Origin of the sequence: Pseudomonas sp. B21-009 (assembly GCF_024749345.1) — a bacterium.
In the GTDB taxonomy this organism is placed as follows: Bacteria; Pseudomonadota; Gammaproteobacteria; order Pseudomonadales; family Pseudomonadaceae; genus Aquipseudomonas.
On the sequence record NZ_CP087199.1, the window covers coordinates 5761410 to 5776957 of the forward strand.

Sequence of the window (15548 nt, forward strand, 5' to 3'; positions counted from 1 at the left end):
GCAGCTGGTCGGCCGCCGGCGGCACCGGGTGAGGGATCGGGTATTACGGCAGTGCGGCGACCACCGACAGCTCGATAAGGATTTCCGGCTCGCATAGCTTGGCTTCAACGGTGGCACGGGCCGGGGCGACGCCTTTTGGCAGCCACTTGTCCCACACCGCGTTCATGCCCTGAAAATGCGCGTCGATGTCCTTGAGATAGATGGTCACCGAAAGCAGGCGGCTCTTGTCGGTGCCGGCCAGGTCCAGCAGGCGCTCGATGTTGGCCAGGGTCTCGCGGGTTTGCTGCTCGATCCCGGCGTTCATGTCGTCACCGACCTGGCCCGCGAGGTACACGGTGCCGTTGTGGGTAACGATCTGGCTCATGCGCTCATTGGTGAGCTGGCGCTGGACTGACATGCTTGGCAGGCTCCTGGTGTTTTCCGTAGCGAGAGATATCGAGGCCTTCAGCGCTGATTTGCGGCTTCTTGCGCGCAATCAGGTCGGCCAGCAGGCGACCGGAACCGCAGGCCATGGTCCAACCCAGGGTACCGTGACCGGTGTTGAGGAACAGGTTACGGAACGGGGTAGCACCGACGATCGGCGTACCGTCCGGGGTGGTCGGGCGCAGGCCGGTCCAGAAACTGGCCTGGCTCAGGTCGCCGCCACGAGGATAAAGGTCGTTGACGATCATCTCCAGGGTTTCGCGCCGACGCGGGTTCAGCGACAGGTCGAAACCGGCGATTTCAGCCATGCCGCCGACGCGGATGCGGTTGTCGAAACGGGTGATCGCGACCTTGTAGGTTTCGTCGAGAATGGTCGAGGTCGGGGCCATGGCCGGATCGGTGATCGGCACGGTCAGCGAGTAGCCTTTGAGCGGGTAGACCGGGGCCTTGATGCCCAACGGCTTGAGCAACTGCGGCGAGTAGCTGCCCAGGGCCAGCACGTAGCGGTCGGCGGTTTCCAGCTTGCCGTCGATCCATACACCGTTGATGCGATCACCGGCGTAGTCCAGGCGTTGAATGTCCTGGCCAAAGCGGAACTCGACACCCAGCTTGATCGCCATTTCCGCCAGGCGGGTAGTGAACAGCTGGCAATCGCCAGTCTGGTCGTTGGGCAGGCGCAGGGCGCCGGCAAGGATATCGGTCACGTTGGCCAGGGCCGGCTCGACGCGGGCAATGCCTTCGCGGTCGAGGACTTCGTACGGCACGCCGGACTGCTCGAGGACGGCGATGTCCTTGGCGGCGTTGTCCAGTTGCGCCTGGGTGCGGAACAGCTGGGTAGTACCCAGGGTACGGCCTTCGTAGGCAATGCCGGTTTCGGCGCGCAGCTCGTCGAGGCAGTCACGGCTGTACTCGGACAGGCGCACCATGCGCTCCTTGTTCACCGCGTAACGGTTGGCGGTGCAGTTGCGCAGCATTTGCGCCATCCACAGGTACTGGTCGATGTCGGCGGTGGCCTTGATGGCCAGGGGCGCGTGGCGCTCCAGCAGCCACTTGATGGCCTTGAGCGGCACGCCCGGGGCAGCCCAGGGCGAAGCGTAACCAGGCGAGACCTGGCCGGCGTTGGCAAAGCTGGTTTCCATGGCGACTGCCGGTTGACGGTCGACCACGACGACTTCGAACCCTTGCCGTGCCAGATAGTAGGCACTGGCGGTTCCGATCACACCGCTACCAAGTACCAGAACTCGCATGTTTATTACCCTCGACGCAGCGTACCGCTGACATTTGTTGTTAATGGCGTAGATGCGCGCAGTATAGGAAGGTATGACCAGTGCTTTTCACTATATAAAAGCCTATATTTGGCGAGAATTCTCGGCAAGGTTGGCTTTTACGGAGGGGCATCCACTATGAGAACCCAGCACCAAAGCAAGCGTGAACTGGACAAGATCGACCGCAATATCCTGCGCATCCTGCAGGCCGATGGACGCATCTCGTTTACTGAACTGGGCGAAAAGGTCGGCCTGTCGACCACCCCCTGCACCGAGCGGGTCCGGCGCCTGGAGCGCGAAGGGATCATCATGGGCTACAACGCCCGGCTCAATCCGCAGCATTTGAAGGGCAGCCTGCTGGTGTTCGTCGAGATCAGCCTCGACTACAAGTCGGGCGACACTTTCGAAGAGTTCCGACGTGCCGTGCTGAAGTTGCCGCACGTGCTCGAGTGTCACCTGGTCTCGGGCGACTTCGATTACCTGGTCAAGGCGCGGATTTCCGAGATGGCCTCGTACCGCAAGCTGCTTGGCGACATCCTGCTCAAGCTGCCGCATGTGCGCGAGTCGAAGAGCTACATCGTCATGGAAGAGGTGAAGGAAAGCCTCAACCTGCCGATTCCGGACTGAGGTTCAGACCAGCACCTGGCGGGTGCTGGCGATGTACTGGTGGACCAGCTTCTCGGCCTGCGGATCGATCATCTCGGCCGGGCCGCGGCCATTGGGGCATGGCAGCTTCGGCGTGGTACCGAACAGGCGGCAGATCAGCGGCCGCTCTTCGTACACGGTGCAACCGTTGGGGCCCAGGTGCACGCAGTTCAGTTCCGCCAGCGCGGCTTCCTGCTCGGCGGCGCTCTTGCGCGGCAGGCGGGCCATTTCTTCTGACGAAGTGGTGACCGGCCCGCAACAGTCGTGACAGCCCGGCACACATTCAAACGACGGGATCTGCTCGCGCAGGAAGCGGATCTTGTGGCTGTTGCAACTCATGGCGGCCTGCGGCAAAGAAGTCTGGCGCTCTATTTTGCCCTACGGTTGCCCACCCCTGAAAGCGCAGCTTATCCTGCGTAAAATTTTCCAAACACTCAGAACCAGGACATCGCCATGAACGCCGGCGTTCAGCAGCCCGCCTCGCACACCGCTTCCTACTACGCTGCCAGCAGCGTCCCACAAGCGGATTATCCACAGCTGCAGGGCGAACTGAGTTGCGACGTCTGTATTGTCGGCGGTGGTTTTTCCGGGCTGAACACGGCGATCGAACTGGCCGAGCGCGGCCTCAATGTGATCCTGCTGGAAGCGCGCAAAATCGGCTGGGGCGCCAGTGGGCGTAACGGCGGGCAGCTTATTCGTGGCGTCGGCCACGGCCTTGAGCAGTTCACGTCGATCCTTGGTTGCGACGGCGTGCGCGAGCTCAAGCTAATGGGCCTGGAAGCGGTAGACATCGTCCGCGAGCGTATCGAGCGGCACAGCATAGAGTGCGACCTGACCTGGGGTTACTGCGACCTGGCCAACAAACCGCGCGACCTGCAAGGTTTCGCCGAGGATGCCGAAGAACTGCGCAACCTTGGCTATCGCCACGAGCTACGTCTGGTAGCGCCGGAGCAGATGCACAGCGTGGTCGGCTCGGACCGCTACGTTGGCGGCTTGATCGACATGGGCTCCGGGCATTTGCACCCGCTCAACCTGGCCCTGGGCGAGGCCGTGGTGGCTGGCAAGCTGGGCGTGCGCCTGTTCGAGCAGTCTGCGGTGACGCGCATCGACTATGGCCAGCAGGTGCGCGTGCACACCGCGCAAGGTTCGGTATTGGCCAGCACCCTGGTGCTCGGTTGCAACGCCTACCTTAACGACCTGAACCCCGAACTCGGTGGCAAGGTGCTGCCCGCCGGCAGCTACATCATCGCCACCGAGCCTCTGAGCGAAGCCCAGGCCAGCCAGTTGCTGCCGCAAAACATGGCCGTCTGCGACCAGCGCGTGGCCCTCGATTACTACCGTCTGTCGGCCGATCGCCGGCTGCTGTTTGGCGGTGCCTGTCATTACTCCGGACGCGATCCGCAAGACATCGCCGCCTACATGCGGCCGAAAATGCTCAAGGTGTTCCCGCAGCTCGCCGATGTGCGCATCGACTATCAATGGGGCGGAATGATCGGCATCGGTGCCAATCGCCTGCCGCAGATCGGCCGCCTACCCAACCAGCCCAACGTGTACTTCGCCCAAGCGTATTCCGGCCATGGCCTGAATGCCACGCACCTGGCCGGCAGGCTGCTCGGTGAAGCCATCAGTGGCCAGCACAGCGGGCGCTTCGACTTGTTCGCGCGGGTGCCGCACATCACCTTCCCGGGCGGTAAACACCTACGCTCGCCGCTGCTGGCCCTGGGCATGCTCTGGCATCGGATGAAAGAGCTGGTCTAAGACCGCCAGAACGGCTTCAAGCCTTCCTCACGGGCCTGCTCAGGAGTCAGGCCGACGTCGCGCAGTTGCGCTGCGTCCAGCGCCAGTAGTGCCCTGCGGGTATGCCAACGGTGCGCCATCAGGCCCCAGCGACTGAGACCGGTGGGCGCACTGAACAGCTGGGTACGCTGCTCGCGGCTCAGTTCTTCGGCATACAGTTTCAGGCGCACATCGCTCATGCCGCTCATTGCTTGTTACCTCCAGGGTGTGTGAACCGTGGAGAAAGCATGCGCGTCAAGGCAAAACCATTACAGATCCAAAGACCGACTATTATTTCCATACAGAATTGGCAGATTTCCTACTGAATGCTGTATTTTTTCCTCATCTGTATTGGTCTGTTGCTGTAGTCGTTTTCCGGAGTATGCCATGACGTTGTACATCAACCTCGCCGAGCTGCTCGGTGCCCGTATCGAACAAGGCCTATACCGTCCCGGCGACCGCTTGCCTTCGGTACGCGCCCTGAGCATCGAACATGGTGTCAGCCTGAGCACGGTGCAGCAGGCCTATCGCCTGCTGGAAGACAACGGCCTGGCCGCACCACGGCCAAAATCCGGCTACTTCGTGCCCAACAACCGCAGCCTGCCCGCCCTCCCCGATGTCAGCCGCCCGGCACAACGGCCGGTGGATATTTCCCAATGGGAGCAGGTCATCGAGCTGATCCGCAGCGAGCCGAATAAAAACGTGGTGCAACTGGGCCGCGGCATGCCCGATATCGACAGCCCGACTCTCAAGCCGCTGCTTCGCAGCCTGGCCCAGCTCAGCCGGCGCCAGGACATGCCCGGCCTGTATTACGACACCATCTCTGGCACCCGCGCCCTGCGCGAGCAGATCGCCCGGCTGATGCTCGACTCAGGCTGCACTGTCAGCCCGGCCGACCTGGTGGTGACTACCGGCTGCCACGAGGCGCTGTCGAGCAGCATCCGCGCGGTGTGCCAGCCCGGCGATATCGTCGCGGTGGATTCGCCCAGCTTTCATGGCGCCATGCAAACCCTCAAGGGCCTGGGCATGAAGGCCCTGGAGATCCCCACCGACCCGCTCACCGGGATCAGCCTCGAAGCCCTGGAACTGGCCCTGGAGCAGTGGCCGATCAAGCTCATCCAGATCACCCCGAACTGCAACAACCCGCTCGGCTACATCATGCCCGAGGCGCGCAAGAAGGCCTTGCTGACCCTGGCGCAACGCTTCGACGTAGCGATCCTGGAAGACGATGTGTATGGCGACCTTGCCTACACCTATCCCAGACCGCGGACCATCAAGTCGTTCGACGAAGACGGTCGAGTGCTGCTCTGCAGCTCGTTCTCCAAGACCCTGGCGCCAGGCCTGCGCATTGGCTGGGCGGCCCCGGGGCGGTATCTGGAGCGGGTGCTGCACATGAAGTACATCAGCACCGGCTGCACCGCCACCCAGCCGCAACTGGCAATTGCCGACTTCATCGAAGGCGGCCACTACCAGCCGCACCTGCGGCGCATGCGCAGCCAGTACCAGCGCGGGCGCGACCAGATGAGCGACTGGGTTACCCGCTACTTTCCACCGGGCACCCGCGCCAGCCGGCCCCAGGGTGGTTTCATGCTGTGGGTGGAATTGCCGGAAAGTTTCGACACGCTGCGCCTGAACCGGGCTTTACTTGGGCAGGGCGTGCAGATTGCTGTCGGCAGTATTTTCTCGGCCTCGGGCAAGTACCGTAACTGCCTGCGGATGAACTTCGCCGCACGCCCCAGTGCCGAAATCGAAGCGGCAGTGCGCAAGGTTGGCGAAACCGCCATTCGTCTACTGGCCCAGGAGCACGGCGCCGGGTAACTTTGCGCCGCCGCTCGCGGTCCATATTCTTACGCCTCAGTTGTAACAGGACGATCTTTTTGAAAAGCCAGCGGGTGCTGCCACTACTGCTGTCGCTACTGCTCGGCCTGGGCGGCTGCGCCAGCGTCAGCCAGCCACGGGAAGTCAGCCAGGCGCTGCCGGCCAGTGACTCGGCCTTTGGCCGTTCAGTGCAGCGCCAGGCCTCGGCCTATGACGGGCGTTCCGGCTTTCGCCTGCTGCCCAACAGCAACGAAGCCTTCCGCGCCCGCGCCGAGCTGATTCGCAACGCCCAGTCGAGCATCGACCTGCAGTACTACATCGTCCACGACGGCCTCAGCACCCGCGCGCTGGTGCACGAGCTGCTGCAGGCCGCCGACCGCGGGGTGCGCGTGCGCATCCTGCTCGACGACACCACCAGCGATGGCCTCGACGAAATGATCGGCACCCTGGCCGCGCATCCGAACATTCACATCCGCGTGTTCAACCCCTTGCACCTGGGCCGCAGCACTGGCGTAACCCGGGCCATGGGCCGGCTGTTCAACCTGTCGTTGCAGCACCGGCGAATGCACAACAAGCTGTGGCTGGTGGACAACAGCATGGCCATTGTCGGGGGGCGCAACCTGGGCGATGAGTATTTCGATGCCGAACCCAACCTCAACTTTACTGACATCGACCTGCTCGGCGTCGGCCCGGTGGCCGAACAGCTGGGGCACAGTTTCGACCAGTACTGGAACAGCGCGCTGAGCAGGCCGATTGGCGATTTTCTGTTCACCCAACCCGATGCCGACGACCTGCGCAACAGCCGCCAGCGCCTTGAGGCGTCACTGGCCGATGCGCGGGTCAAGCGCAAGGCTCTGTATGAGCGGCTGATGGCCTATCAAGCCCGACCGCGCCTCGACGTGTGGCGCAACGAGCTGATCTGGGCCCATAACCAGGCGCTCTGGGACGCGCCGAGCAAGGTACTGGCCCGTGACGAGCCGGACCCGCAACTGCTGATGACCCAACAGCTGGCACCTGACCTGAACAACGTCCAGCACGAGCTGATCCTGATCTCGGCCTATTTCGTGCCCCGCGAGTCCGGCCTGCTCTACCTGACCAGCCATGCCGACAAAGGCGTATCGGTAAAATTGCTGACCAATTCACTGGAAGCCACCGATGTGCCGGCGGTGCATGGCGGCTATGCACCCTATCGCAAGGCACTGCTCGAGCACGGCGTGCACCTGTATGAACTACGCCGCCAGCCAGGCGATCCGGGCTCGCGCCGCGGCTTGCGCTTTCATGGCAGCTCGGACTCGAGCCTGCACAGCAAGGCGATCGTCTTCGACCGCAAGAAGACCTTCATTGGCTCGTTCAACTTCGACCCGCGCTCGGTGCTGTGGAACACCGAGGTCGGGGTGTTGGTCGACAGCCCGGAACTGGCCGAATACACCCGCGAGCTAGCCGCCCAGGGTATGGCCCCGGCGGTCAGCTACCAGCCACAATTGGTCGATGGCCAGCTGGTCTGGGTGACCGAGGACAACCACCGCCTGCACACCCTGACCACCGAGCCCGGCGGTCTGTGGCGGCGCTTCAACGCCTGGATCAGCAAGGCTGTGGGCCTGGAGAAGATGCTCTAGACCGGCGCCGGCTCAAAAGCATTGGGCCGCCGCGCGAGCAGCACCAGGCCAAAGGCCCCCACGGCCATGAACAGCGGCAGCGCATGCCCGCTGACCCATTGGCTGCCCGCCCCTGCCGCCAGCGGTCCGATCAGGCAACCGATGCCCCACAGCTGCGCAACATGAGCATTGGCGCGCACCAGTGCGTCGTCGCGGTAGCGTTCGCCAATCAGCACCAGCGACAAGGTGAACAGGCCGCCGGCACTGGCGCCGAACAACACCCACAAAGGCCAGATCAGCGGCGTTTGCAGCGCCAGCGGGATTGCCAGGCTCGAAGCCAGCAGCGTCAAGGCACAGCCACTGAACAGCGTGCGCCGCGACATGCGGTCGGCCAGTGCGCCGATCGGCAGTTGCAGCAGCGCATCACCGACCACCACGGTACTGACCATGAACAGGGCGATTTCGGTAGTGAACCCCTGCTGCAGGCAATAAACCGGCAGCAAGGTCAGGATCATCGCCTCGAAGGCAGCAAACAGGGCAATAGCCCAGGCGATCACCGGCAATCGCCGGCAGAAACCGAACAGGTCGGTGAAGGTCACGCTGCAGGCTTCGGCACTCGGTGCACCGTCGCGCCCGAGCAGCACCAATGGCGCGGCAATCAGCAGACCGGCACCGATCCAGAAGCCCAGGTCATCCTCCGAACCCACCACGCCAAGCAACAATGGCCCGGCCAACTGGCTCAAGGCATAACTGCTGCCATACAGCGCCACCAGACGCCCGCGCCATTGCTCGACCACCAGCTGGTTGATCCAGCTTTCGCCAAGGATGAACACGATAGTCAGGATGATCCCGATCAACAGGCGCAAGGCCAGCCACAACGGATAGCTCGGCAGCAACGCCAGCAAGCCGATAGACAACGCCCCTGCCCACAGGCACAGGCGCATCAGTCCCGGCGTACCAAAACGCGCGGCCAGACGGCTGGACAGGCTGGCACCGACCAGCACGCCAATGGCCGGCATCGCCGCCATCACACCAATGGCAAAGCTGCCGTAGCCCCAACCCTCCAGGCGCAACGACACCAGCGGCATACTGACGCCCAGGGCCAGGCCGACACTGAGCACGGCCGCCAGCACGGCGAAATAGGTTCCCCAACGCATCGGCGTCTTCCTCGCAAAAAAATCGCGGGGCAAGCCCGCTCCCACACTGTGGAAGAGGGCTTGCCCCGCGACAGGTCCGTCTGGATTTACAGCTTGATCCAGGTCGCCTTCAGCTCGGTGTACTTGTCCAGCGCGTGCAGCGACTTGTCACGGCCGTTGCCCGACTGCTTGAAGCCGCCGAACGGTGCGGTCATGTCGCCGCCATCGTACTGGTTGACCCACACGCTACCGGCACGCAGGGCCTTGGCGGTCAGGTGCGCCTTGGAGATGTCGGCGGTCCACACACCGGCAGCCAGGCCGTATGGGGTGTCGTTGGCGATGTTGATCGCCTCGATGGTGGTGTCGAAGGTGATCACCGACAGGACCGGGCCGAAGATCTCTTCCTGGGCGATCTTCATGGCGTTGGTCACGCCGTCGAAGATGGTCGGTTCGACATAGGTGCCGCCGGTTTCTTCGAGAATGCGCTTGCCGCCCACCAGCAGCTTGGCACCATCGCTGTGGCCAGCGTCAATGTAGGACAGCACGGTGTTCATCTGCTGGGTATCGACCAGAGCACCGACGGTGGTAGCTGGGTCAAGCGGGTTGCCCGGCTTCCAGGCCTTGAGTGCTTCGAGCACCAGCGGCAGGAACTTGTCCTTGATCGAGCGCTCGACCAGCAGGCGCGAACCTGCGGTGCAGACTTCGCCCTGGTTGAAGGCAATGGCGCTGGCGGCAGCTTCGGCGGCGGCGTTGAGGTCGGGGGCGTCAGCGAAGACGATGTTCGGGCTCTTGCCGCCGGCTTCCAGCCAGACGCGCTTCATGTTCGACTCACCCGCGTAAATCATCAGCTGCTTGGCGATCTTGGTCGAACCGGTGAACACCAGGGTATCGACGTCCATGTGCAGGGCCAGGGCCTTGCCAACGGTGTGGCCATAGCCTGGCAGCACGTTGAGTACGCCCGCCGGGATGCCGGCCTCGATCGCCAGTTGGGCGATACGGATGGCAGTCAGCGGAGATTTTTCCGAAGGCTTGAGCACCACCGAGTTACCGGTGGCCAGGGCCGGGCCGAGTTTCCAGCTGGCCATCAGCAGCGGGAAGTTCCACGGCACGATGGCGGCAACCACGCCCACCGGCTCGCGGGTCACCAGGCCGAGCTGGTCGTGCGGGGTAGCGGCGACTTCGTCGTAAATCTTGTCGATCGCTTCACCGTTCCAGCTCAGGGCCTGGGCGGCGCCTGGCACGTCGATGTTCAGCGAGTCGCTGATCGGCTTGCCCATGTCCAGGGTTTCCAGCAGGGCCAGCTCTTCGACGTTCTGCTTGAGCAGCGCGGCGAAACGAATCATGGTGGCCTTACGCTTGGCCGGGGCCAGGCGCGACCAGACGCCGGAGGCGAAGGTGGCACGGGCGTTTTCAACGGCGCGATTGGCGTCGGCCTCGTCACAGCTGGCGATCTGCGCCAGGAGGCGTCCGTCGACCGGGCTGAGGCACTCGAACGTGGCGCCGGAAACGGCAGCGGTGTATTCACCATTGATGAAAGCACGGCCTTCGATCTTCAGTTGCTGGGCACGCTGTTCCCAGTCCGCACGAGTCAGGGTGGTCATACGAAACTCCTCCTCTTGTTAAGGTGCAGTGCCGCGCGAGGGCTTGGGGGCACTGTCGAAAATTCTGGCTGGGCGACACAGGCGCACAGGCACCTGCCACCCTAAACCACCGGCGCCCTAATTTTCAATATATTTGACATAATCACACCAAACACCTACTGATGTTCATTTTATTAAACAACAAAAAGGGGACCCGATCATGCGCATTGACCAGATCATCGACTTCGCCCAAGTGCTGACCGAGGCTGAACGCTACCGTCCTGCCGCGGAAAAGATACTCAAGGGCGAACCGGATCAAGCCGTCTATAACCACTATGCCAGCCCTTGCGGACAATTCGCCGCCGGCGTCTGGGAAGGCGAAGTCGGTCAATGGACCGTCAATTACACCGAACACGAGTATTGCGAGATCGTTCAAGGCGTCTCGGTGCTTCGCGACGAGGCAGGCGGGGCAAAAACCCTGCGCGCGGGCGACCGCTTCGTGATCCCGGCGGGCTTCAAGGGCACCTGGGAAGTGCTGGAGCCGTGCCGCAAGATCTATGTGATGTTCGAGCAGAAGTAAATAACTACCACTCGAGCTGGACCTGACCGACGGAGCATGGCGCTGCCCAATTGGGTATGTACTCAATGAAAGGAAGCAACGCCATGACCAACGAAGAAGCCCTGCAACACATCAATCACCTTGTCGGCACCCGCTATGTACCTAGTGCCAAGGCCTACATCAGCGAACTGACCGGCCGCGCTCGCGTGGTCGGTGCGGGTGAGTTCTCCACCCGCGAGTACGACCCGAGCCGTATCCAGGTGATTGCTAACGACGAAGGCATCATCCAGTCGTTTCACTTCAGCTAATTTCAAAGCGGCATAAAAAAAGGGCCCGTATCCTGAGATACGGGCCCTTTTTTCGTCAGCCGGATCAATTACTTGATCTTGGCTTCCTTGTAGATCACGTGCTTGCGAACAACCGGATCGAATTTTTTGATTTCGATTTTGTCCGGAGTGGTGCGCTTGTTCTTGTCGGTGGTGTAGAAGTGGCCGGTATTAGCGGTCGACACCAGACGGATCAATTCACGCATGATTCTCTCCCTTAGACCTTAGCGCCGTTACGGCGAATGTCGACCAGAACGGCATCAATGCCGCGCTTGTCGATGATACGCATGCCTTTGGCAGATACGCGCAGACGCACGAAACGCTTCTCGGACTCGACCCAGAAGCGATGATGCTGCAGGTTCGGCAGGAAACGACGACGGGTTTTGTTGTTTGCGTGGGAAATGTTATTCCCGGTTACCGGACCCTTACCGGTAACTTGACAGACTCTCGACATGCCTCAGCCCTCTAAAACCACATGCCCAACCCGGCATGGGTTGGCCGCTTAATCTCTCAGTCTTTGGCGCCAGGCGCCGTGTTTCTTCAGGGTCTTATCGACTCGGTCAGCAGATGCGACAAGCCGAGCCCCTAGAAAAGAGCGCTGCTTTATACCAGAAAGACCAGAGCACAACAACAGAAGATGTGCTTTGACTTGCTGTTCGACACGCCGGACCAGCATAACCACTGGCCCGGCCGGCTGTCGACCGCCCGTCGCTCGATCGGCAAAAAAGGATATGGTCATTTGTCTCACGGCACACTAGGGTAGGACTTTTCCAGACTGCACTGGCAGATGGGCCATCGATCAGCCAAGGAATCCCCATGCGTGCTGCCGCTCTACCCCTGTTGTTCGCCACCTTGCTCGGCCCGGCTTTCGCCCAGGCGGCTGCGCTGAGTGTGTGCACCGAAGCCAGCCCCGAAGGCTTCGACGTGGTCCAGTACAACTCGCTGACCACCACCAATGCCTCGGCCGACGTACTGATGAACCGCCTGGTCGAGTTCGATGCGCGCCAGGGCCAGGTGGTGCCGAGCCTGGCCGAAAGCTGGACGGTTTCGCCAGACGGCCTGATCTATGAGTTCAAGTTGCGCCCGGGGGTAAAGTTCCATAGCACTGGCTACTTCAAGCCCGGGCGCACGCTGGATGCCGACGACGTGCTGTTCAGTTTTCAGCGCATGCTCTACCCCGCCCATTCCTGGCACAAGATCGCCCAGAGCGGCTATCCGCACGCCCAGTCGCTGCAGCTACCCAGCCTGATCAAGCAGATCGAGGCCGTCGACCCGCTGACCGTGCGCTTTACCCTCGACCATCCCGACGCCACGTTCCTGGCCACCCTGAGCATGGGCTTTGCCTCGATCTATTCTGCCGAGTATGCCGACCAGTTGCTCAAGGCAGGCACCCCGGAGAAGCTCAACAGCCAGCCGATCGGCACCGGGCCGTTTGTGTTCAATCGTTTCCAGAAGGACGCGGTGATCCGCTACCGCGCCAACCCGGACTACTTTGCCGGCAAGCCGGGTGTCGACCCGCTGATCTTCGCCATCACCCCCGATGCCAACGTGCGCCTGCAAAAACTCAAGCGCAATGAGTGCCAGATCGCCCTGTCGCCGAAACCGCTGGATATCGCCGCGGCCAGCGAGGATCCGACCCTCAAGGTGGAAAAGACCGAAGCCTTCATGACCGCTTTCGTCGCCATCAATAGCCAGCACGCACCGCTGGACAAGCCGGAAGTACGCCAGGCCATCAACCTCGCCTTCGACAAGGCCAGCTACCTCAAGGCCGTGTTCGAAGGCACCGCCGTCGCCGCCAATGGCCCGTATCCGCCCAACACCTGGAGCTACGCCAAGGACCTGCCAGGCTATCCGGCCAACCTCGACAAGGCTCGGGCCCTGCTGGCCAAGGCCGGCCTCAAGGACGGCTTCAGCACCACCATCTGGACCCGCCCGCAAGGCAGCCTGCTCAACCCCAACCCCAGCCTCGGCGCGCAATTGCTGCAGGCCGACCTGGGCAAGATCGGCATCAAGGCTGAAATCCGCGTGATCGAATGGGGCGAGCTGATCCGCCGGGCCAAGGCTGGCGAGCACGACCTGCTGTTCATGGGCTGGGCCGGTGACAACGGCGATCCGGACAACTTCCTCAGCCCGCAGTTTTCCTGCGCGGCGGTCAAGTCCGGGACCAACTTCGCCCGTTACTGCGATCAGCGCCTCGACCAGTTGATCAGCGCCGGCAAGACCACCAATGACCAGAGCGTGCGCAGCCGTCTGTACCAACAGGCGCAGACGCTGATTCAGCAGCAGGCCTTGTGGCTGCCCCTGGCCCACCCGACCGCCGCCGTACTGGCGCGCAAGGATGTCCAGGGTTACCAGGTCAGCCCGTTCGGTCGCCAGGACTTCGCCGGGGTCAGCACCTCGCGCTAGAGCCAGCCGTGCTCGGCCATCGACAGTGGCTCGCCGTCGCCGATGACGAAGTGGTCGAGCACGCGCACTTCGATCATGTCCAGCGCTTTGGTCAGGCGCCGGGTCAGGACCAGGTCGGCATCGCTGGGCTCGCTCACGCCTGAAGGATGGTTGTGGCAGAGGATCAACGCCGCGGCGTTATGGGCCAGGGCGCGCTTGATCACCTGCCGCGGATAGACGCTGGCGCTGTTGATCGAGCCCTGGAACAGCGCCTCGAAGGCCAGCACCCGGTGCTTGCTGTCGAGAAACAGGCAACCGAAGACCTCATGCGGCTCGTGGCGCAGGCGCGCCTTGAGGTAGTCCTTGACCGCCTGCGGGCTCTGCAGGGCTGAATCGCGCCGCAGGCCCTCGGCCAGGTGGCGCCGGGACATTTCCAGCACGGCCTGCAACTGGGCGTACTTTGCCGGGCCCAGGCCGAGCTCGCCATTGAAGCTGCGGCTGTCTGCCTCCAGCAGCCCGCGCAGGCTGCCGAAGCGCCCGAGCAGATGCCTGGCCAGGTCGACCGCGCTACGCCCACGCACCCCGGTGCGCAAAAAAATCGCCAGCAGCTCGGCATCCGACAGGTTACCCGCCCCCGACTCCAGCAGTTTTTCCCGCGGGCGCTCCGCCGCAGGCCAATCCCTGATACTCATGACAATTCCCTCTGTCTTTCGGTTACTGCTCCCGGTTTGAGCCCTGTGCTACATTAGCCGCTCATTTTTACGCGACGAACCGGCCTGGGGAGGCGTCGTCGCCGCGTGCAATCACTGAGCAAAAGGCAAGCCTATGCAGCGGCTGTATCGGAAGCGCATCGTTCTCGGCGTCGGCGGCGGCATTGCCGCCTACAAGAGTGCCGAGCTGGTTCGCCGACTCCTTGAACACGGCGCCCAAGTGCGCGTCGTCATGACCCGTGGCGGGGCCGAATTCATCACCCCGCTGACCATGCAGGCCCTGTCCGGCCACCCGGTGCACATGGACCTATTGGACTCTGCTGCCGAAGCGGCGATGGGCCATATCGAGCTGGCCAAGTGGGCCGACCTGGTACTGATTGCCCCAGCCACCGCCGACCTGCTCGCGCGCCTGGCCCAGGGTGTCGCCGATGACCTGCTGACCACCCTGGTGCTGGCTACCGATGCCACCGTGGCCGTGGCCCCGGCGATGAACCAGGCAATGTGGCGCGACCCGGCCACCCAGGCCAACCTTGAGCTGCTGCAAAGCCGCAATATCCAGGTGTTCGGCCCGGCTTCCGGCAGCCAGGCCTGTGGCGACGTCGGCCTGGGCCGCATGCTCGAAGCCACCGACCTGGCCTGGTGCGCCGCCGAGACTTTCAAGCGCGAGTCGCTGACCGGCAAGCACGTGTTGATCACTGCCGGCCCGACCCAGGAAAACATCGACCCGGTGCGCTACATCACCAACCACAGCTCGGGGAAAATGGGCTTTGCCCTGGCTGAAGCCGCCGTGGAAGCTGGCGCCAAGGTGACCCTGGTGACCGGCCCGGTGAATCTGCCGACACCCGACCGCGTCACCCGCATCGACGTGGTCAGCGCCCGCGACATGCTTGCCGCCTGTGAAGCCGCCATCCCCTGCGATGTGTTCATCGCCTCGGCAGCAGTCGCAGACTACCGCCCAGAAGTGGTAGCCCCGCAAAAACTCAAGAAAGACCCTACGACAGGTGACGGCCTGCTGCTGCAGATGGTCCGCAACCCGGACATTCTTGCCAGCATCTCCACCCGTCCTGACCGCCCGTTCAGCGTCGGCTTTGCCGCCGAGACCGAACACTTGCTCGATTACGCCGCGCGCAAGCTCAAGGACAAGAACCTCGACCTGATTGTCGCCAACGATGTGGCCAACCCCAGCATCGGCTTCAACAGCGAGGAGAACGCCTGCAGCGTCATCGACCGTCAACTTCACGCAACAGTTTTCGCGCAGACCAGCAAGGGCAAGATCGCCCGCCAGCTGGTAGCCTTCATTGCCGAACGTCTCAACCAGGTTTAATTTCGC

The 15548-nt window shown here is 62.8% G+C and carries 17 protein-coding genes; 8 read left to right on the forward strand and 9 right to left on the reverse strand.

What is annotated here, in order from left to right; all coding sequences use genetic code 11:
• Nucleotides 1–43: 43 nt before the first annotated feature.
• Together LOY34_RS26680 and dadA are read right to left on the reverse strand one after the other, a co-directional pair.
• Nucleotides 44–397, reverse strand: a complete 354-nt coding sequence (locus LOY34_RS26680) for a RidA family protein (RefSeq protein WP_010225843.1) — start codon at nt 395–397, stop codon at nt 44–46.
• On the reverse strand, nt 369–1670 hold the full coding sequence (gene dadA, locus LOY34_RS26685; protein ID WP_045199621.1) for a D-amino acid dehydrogenase: 1302 nt from the start codon (nt 1668–1670) through the stop codon (nt 369–371). Before dadA ends, LOY34_RS26680 begins: the two co-directional genes overlap by 29 nt.
• 156 nt (nt 1671–1826) lie before the next feature.
• On the opposite strand from dadA, the gene dadR reads away from it, so the two are divergent.
• Nucleotides 1827–2315, forward strand: a complete 489-nt coding sequence (dadR, locus tag LOY34_RS26690; protein ID WP_008366790.1) for a transcriptional regulator DadR — start codon at nt 1827–1829, stop codon at nt 2313–2315.
• Nucleotides 2316–2318: 3 nt separating this feature from the next.
• Here the strand turns inward: dadR and LOY34_RS26695 are convergent, their stop codons facing one another.
• On the reverse strand, nt 2319–2672 hold the full coding sequence (locus tag LOY34_RS26695; protein ID WP_038998046.1) for a YkgJ family cysteine cluster protein: 354 nt from the start codon (nt 2670–2672) through the stop codon (nt 2319–2321).
• 114 nt (nt 2673–2786) lie between these two features.
• Between LOY34_RS26695 and LOY34_RS26700 the strand changes: the two genes are divergently transcribed.
• Nucleotides 2787–4091, forward strand: a complete 1305-nt coding sequence (locus LOY34_RS26700) for an FAD-binding oxidoreductase (RefSeq protein WP_195885315.1) — start codon at nt 2787–2789, stop codon at nt 4089–4091.
• On the opposite strand, the gene LOY34_RS26705 is transcribed toward LOY34_RS26700, so the two are convergent.
• A complete protein-coding gene (locus LOY34_RS26705) occupies nt 4088–4318 on the reverse strand; it encodes a DUF1127 domain-containing protein (protein WP_045199613.1) in 231 nt (76 codons plus the stop codon). The two genes, LOY34_RS26700 and LOY34_RS26705, sit on opposite strands and share 4 nt — an antisense overlap.
• 178 nt (nt 4319–4496) lie before the next feature.
• Between LOY34_RS26705 and LOY34_RS26710 the strand changes: the two genes are divergently transcribed.
• Complete coding sequence (locus LOY34_RS26710) at nt 4497–5927, forward strand: PLP-dependent aminotransferase family protein (protein WP_093378042.1); 1431 nt, start codon at nt 4497–4499, stop codon at nt 5925–5927.
• A gap of 59 nt (nt 5928–5986) precedes the next feature.
• Entirely contained in the window at nt 5987–7543 is a 1557-nt protein-coding gene (locus LOY34_RS26715; protein ID WP_045199609.1) for a phospholipase D family protein, read from the forward strand.
• Here LOY34_RS26715 and LOY34_RS26720 read toward each other — a convergent pair.
• Nucleotides 7540–8679, reverse strand: a complete 1140-nt coding sequence (locus LOY34_RS26720; RefSeq protein WP_045199607.1) for an MFS transporter — start codon at nt 8677–8679, stop codon at nt 7540–7542. The genes LOY34_RS26715 and LOY34_RS26720 overlap by 4 nt on opposite strands.
• A gap of 86 nt (nt 8680–8765) precedes the next feature.
• Complete coding sequence (locus LOY34_RS26725; protein ID WP_045199605.1) at nt 8766–10259, reverse strand: aldehyde dehydrogenase; 1494 nt, start codon at nt 10257–10259, stop codon at nt 8766–8768.
• A gap of 199 nt (nt 10260–10458) precedes the next feature.
• Between LOY34_RS26725 and LOY34_RS26730 the strand changes: the two genes are divergently transcribed.
• Both LOY34_RS26730 and LOY34_RS26735 read left to right on the forward strand, forming a co-directional pair.
• Complete coding sequence (locus LOY34_RS26730) at nt 10459–10818, forward strand: cupin domain-containing protein (protein ID WP_045199603.1); 360 nt, start codon at nt 10459–10461, stop codon at nt 10816–10818.
• A gap of 83 nt (nt 10819–10901) precedes the next feature.
• Complete coding sequence (locus tag LOY34_RS26735; RefSeq protein ID WP_195885316.1) at nt 10902–11105, forward strand: I78 family peptidase inhibitor; 204 nt, start codon at nt 10902–10904, stop codon at nt 11103–11105.
• Between the two features lie 68 nt (nt 11106–11173).
• On the opposite strand, the gene rpmG is transcribed toward LOY34_RS26735, so the two are convergent.
• Together rpmG and rpmB are read right to left on the reverse strand one after the other, a co-directional pair.
• Nucleotides 11174–11329 carry a 50S ribosomal protein L33 gene (rpmG, locus tag LOY34_RS26740; RefSeq protein WP_010225867.1) on the reverse strand — a complete coding sequence of 52 codons (156 nt, stop codon included), beginning with the start codon at nt 11327–11329 and terminating at the stop codon, nt 11174–11176.
• 11 nt (nt 11330–11340) lie between these two features.
• Nucleotides 11341–11577 carry a 50S ribosomal protein L28 gene (gene rpmB, locus LOY34_RS26745; RefSeq protein ID WP_010225868.1) on the reverse strand — a complete coding sequence of 79 codons (237 nt, stop codon included), beginning with the start codon at nt 11575–11577 and terminating at the stop codon, nt 11341–11343.
• 362 nt (nt 11578–11939) lie between these two features.
• On the opposite strand from rpmB, the gene LOY34_RS26750 reads away from it, so the two are divergent.
• A complete protein-coding gene (locus LOY34_RS26750) occupies nt 11940–13529 on the forward strand; it encodes an ABC transporter substrate-binding protein (protein ID WP_093378032.1) in 1590 nt (529 codons plus the stop codon).
• On the opposite strand, the gene radC is transcribed toward LOY34_RS26750, so the two are convergent.
• Nucleotides 13526–14200, reverse strand: a complete 675-nt coding sequence (radC, locus tag LOY34_RS26755; RefSeq protein ID WP_195885317.1) for a RadC family protein — start codon at nt 14198–14200, stop codon at nt 13526–13528. The genes LOY34_RS26750 and radC overlap by 4 nt on opposite strands.
• 133 nt (nt 14201–14333) lie before the next feature.
• Here radC and coaBC point away from each other — a divergent pair, with 133 nt between their 5' ends.
• Nucleotides 14334–15542: a bifunctional phosphopantothenoylcysteine decarboxylase/phosphopantothenate--cysteine ligase CoaBC gene (gene coaBC / locus LOY34_RS26760; RefSeq protein ID WP_258664118.1), complete on the forward strand. Its 1209-nt coding sequence runs from the start codon at nt 14334–14336 to the stop codon at nt 15540–15542.
• Nucleotides 15543–15548: the final 6 nt, after the last annotated feature.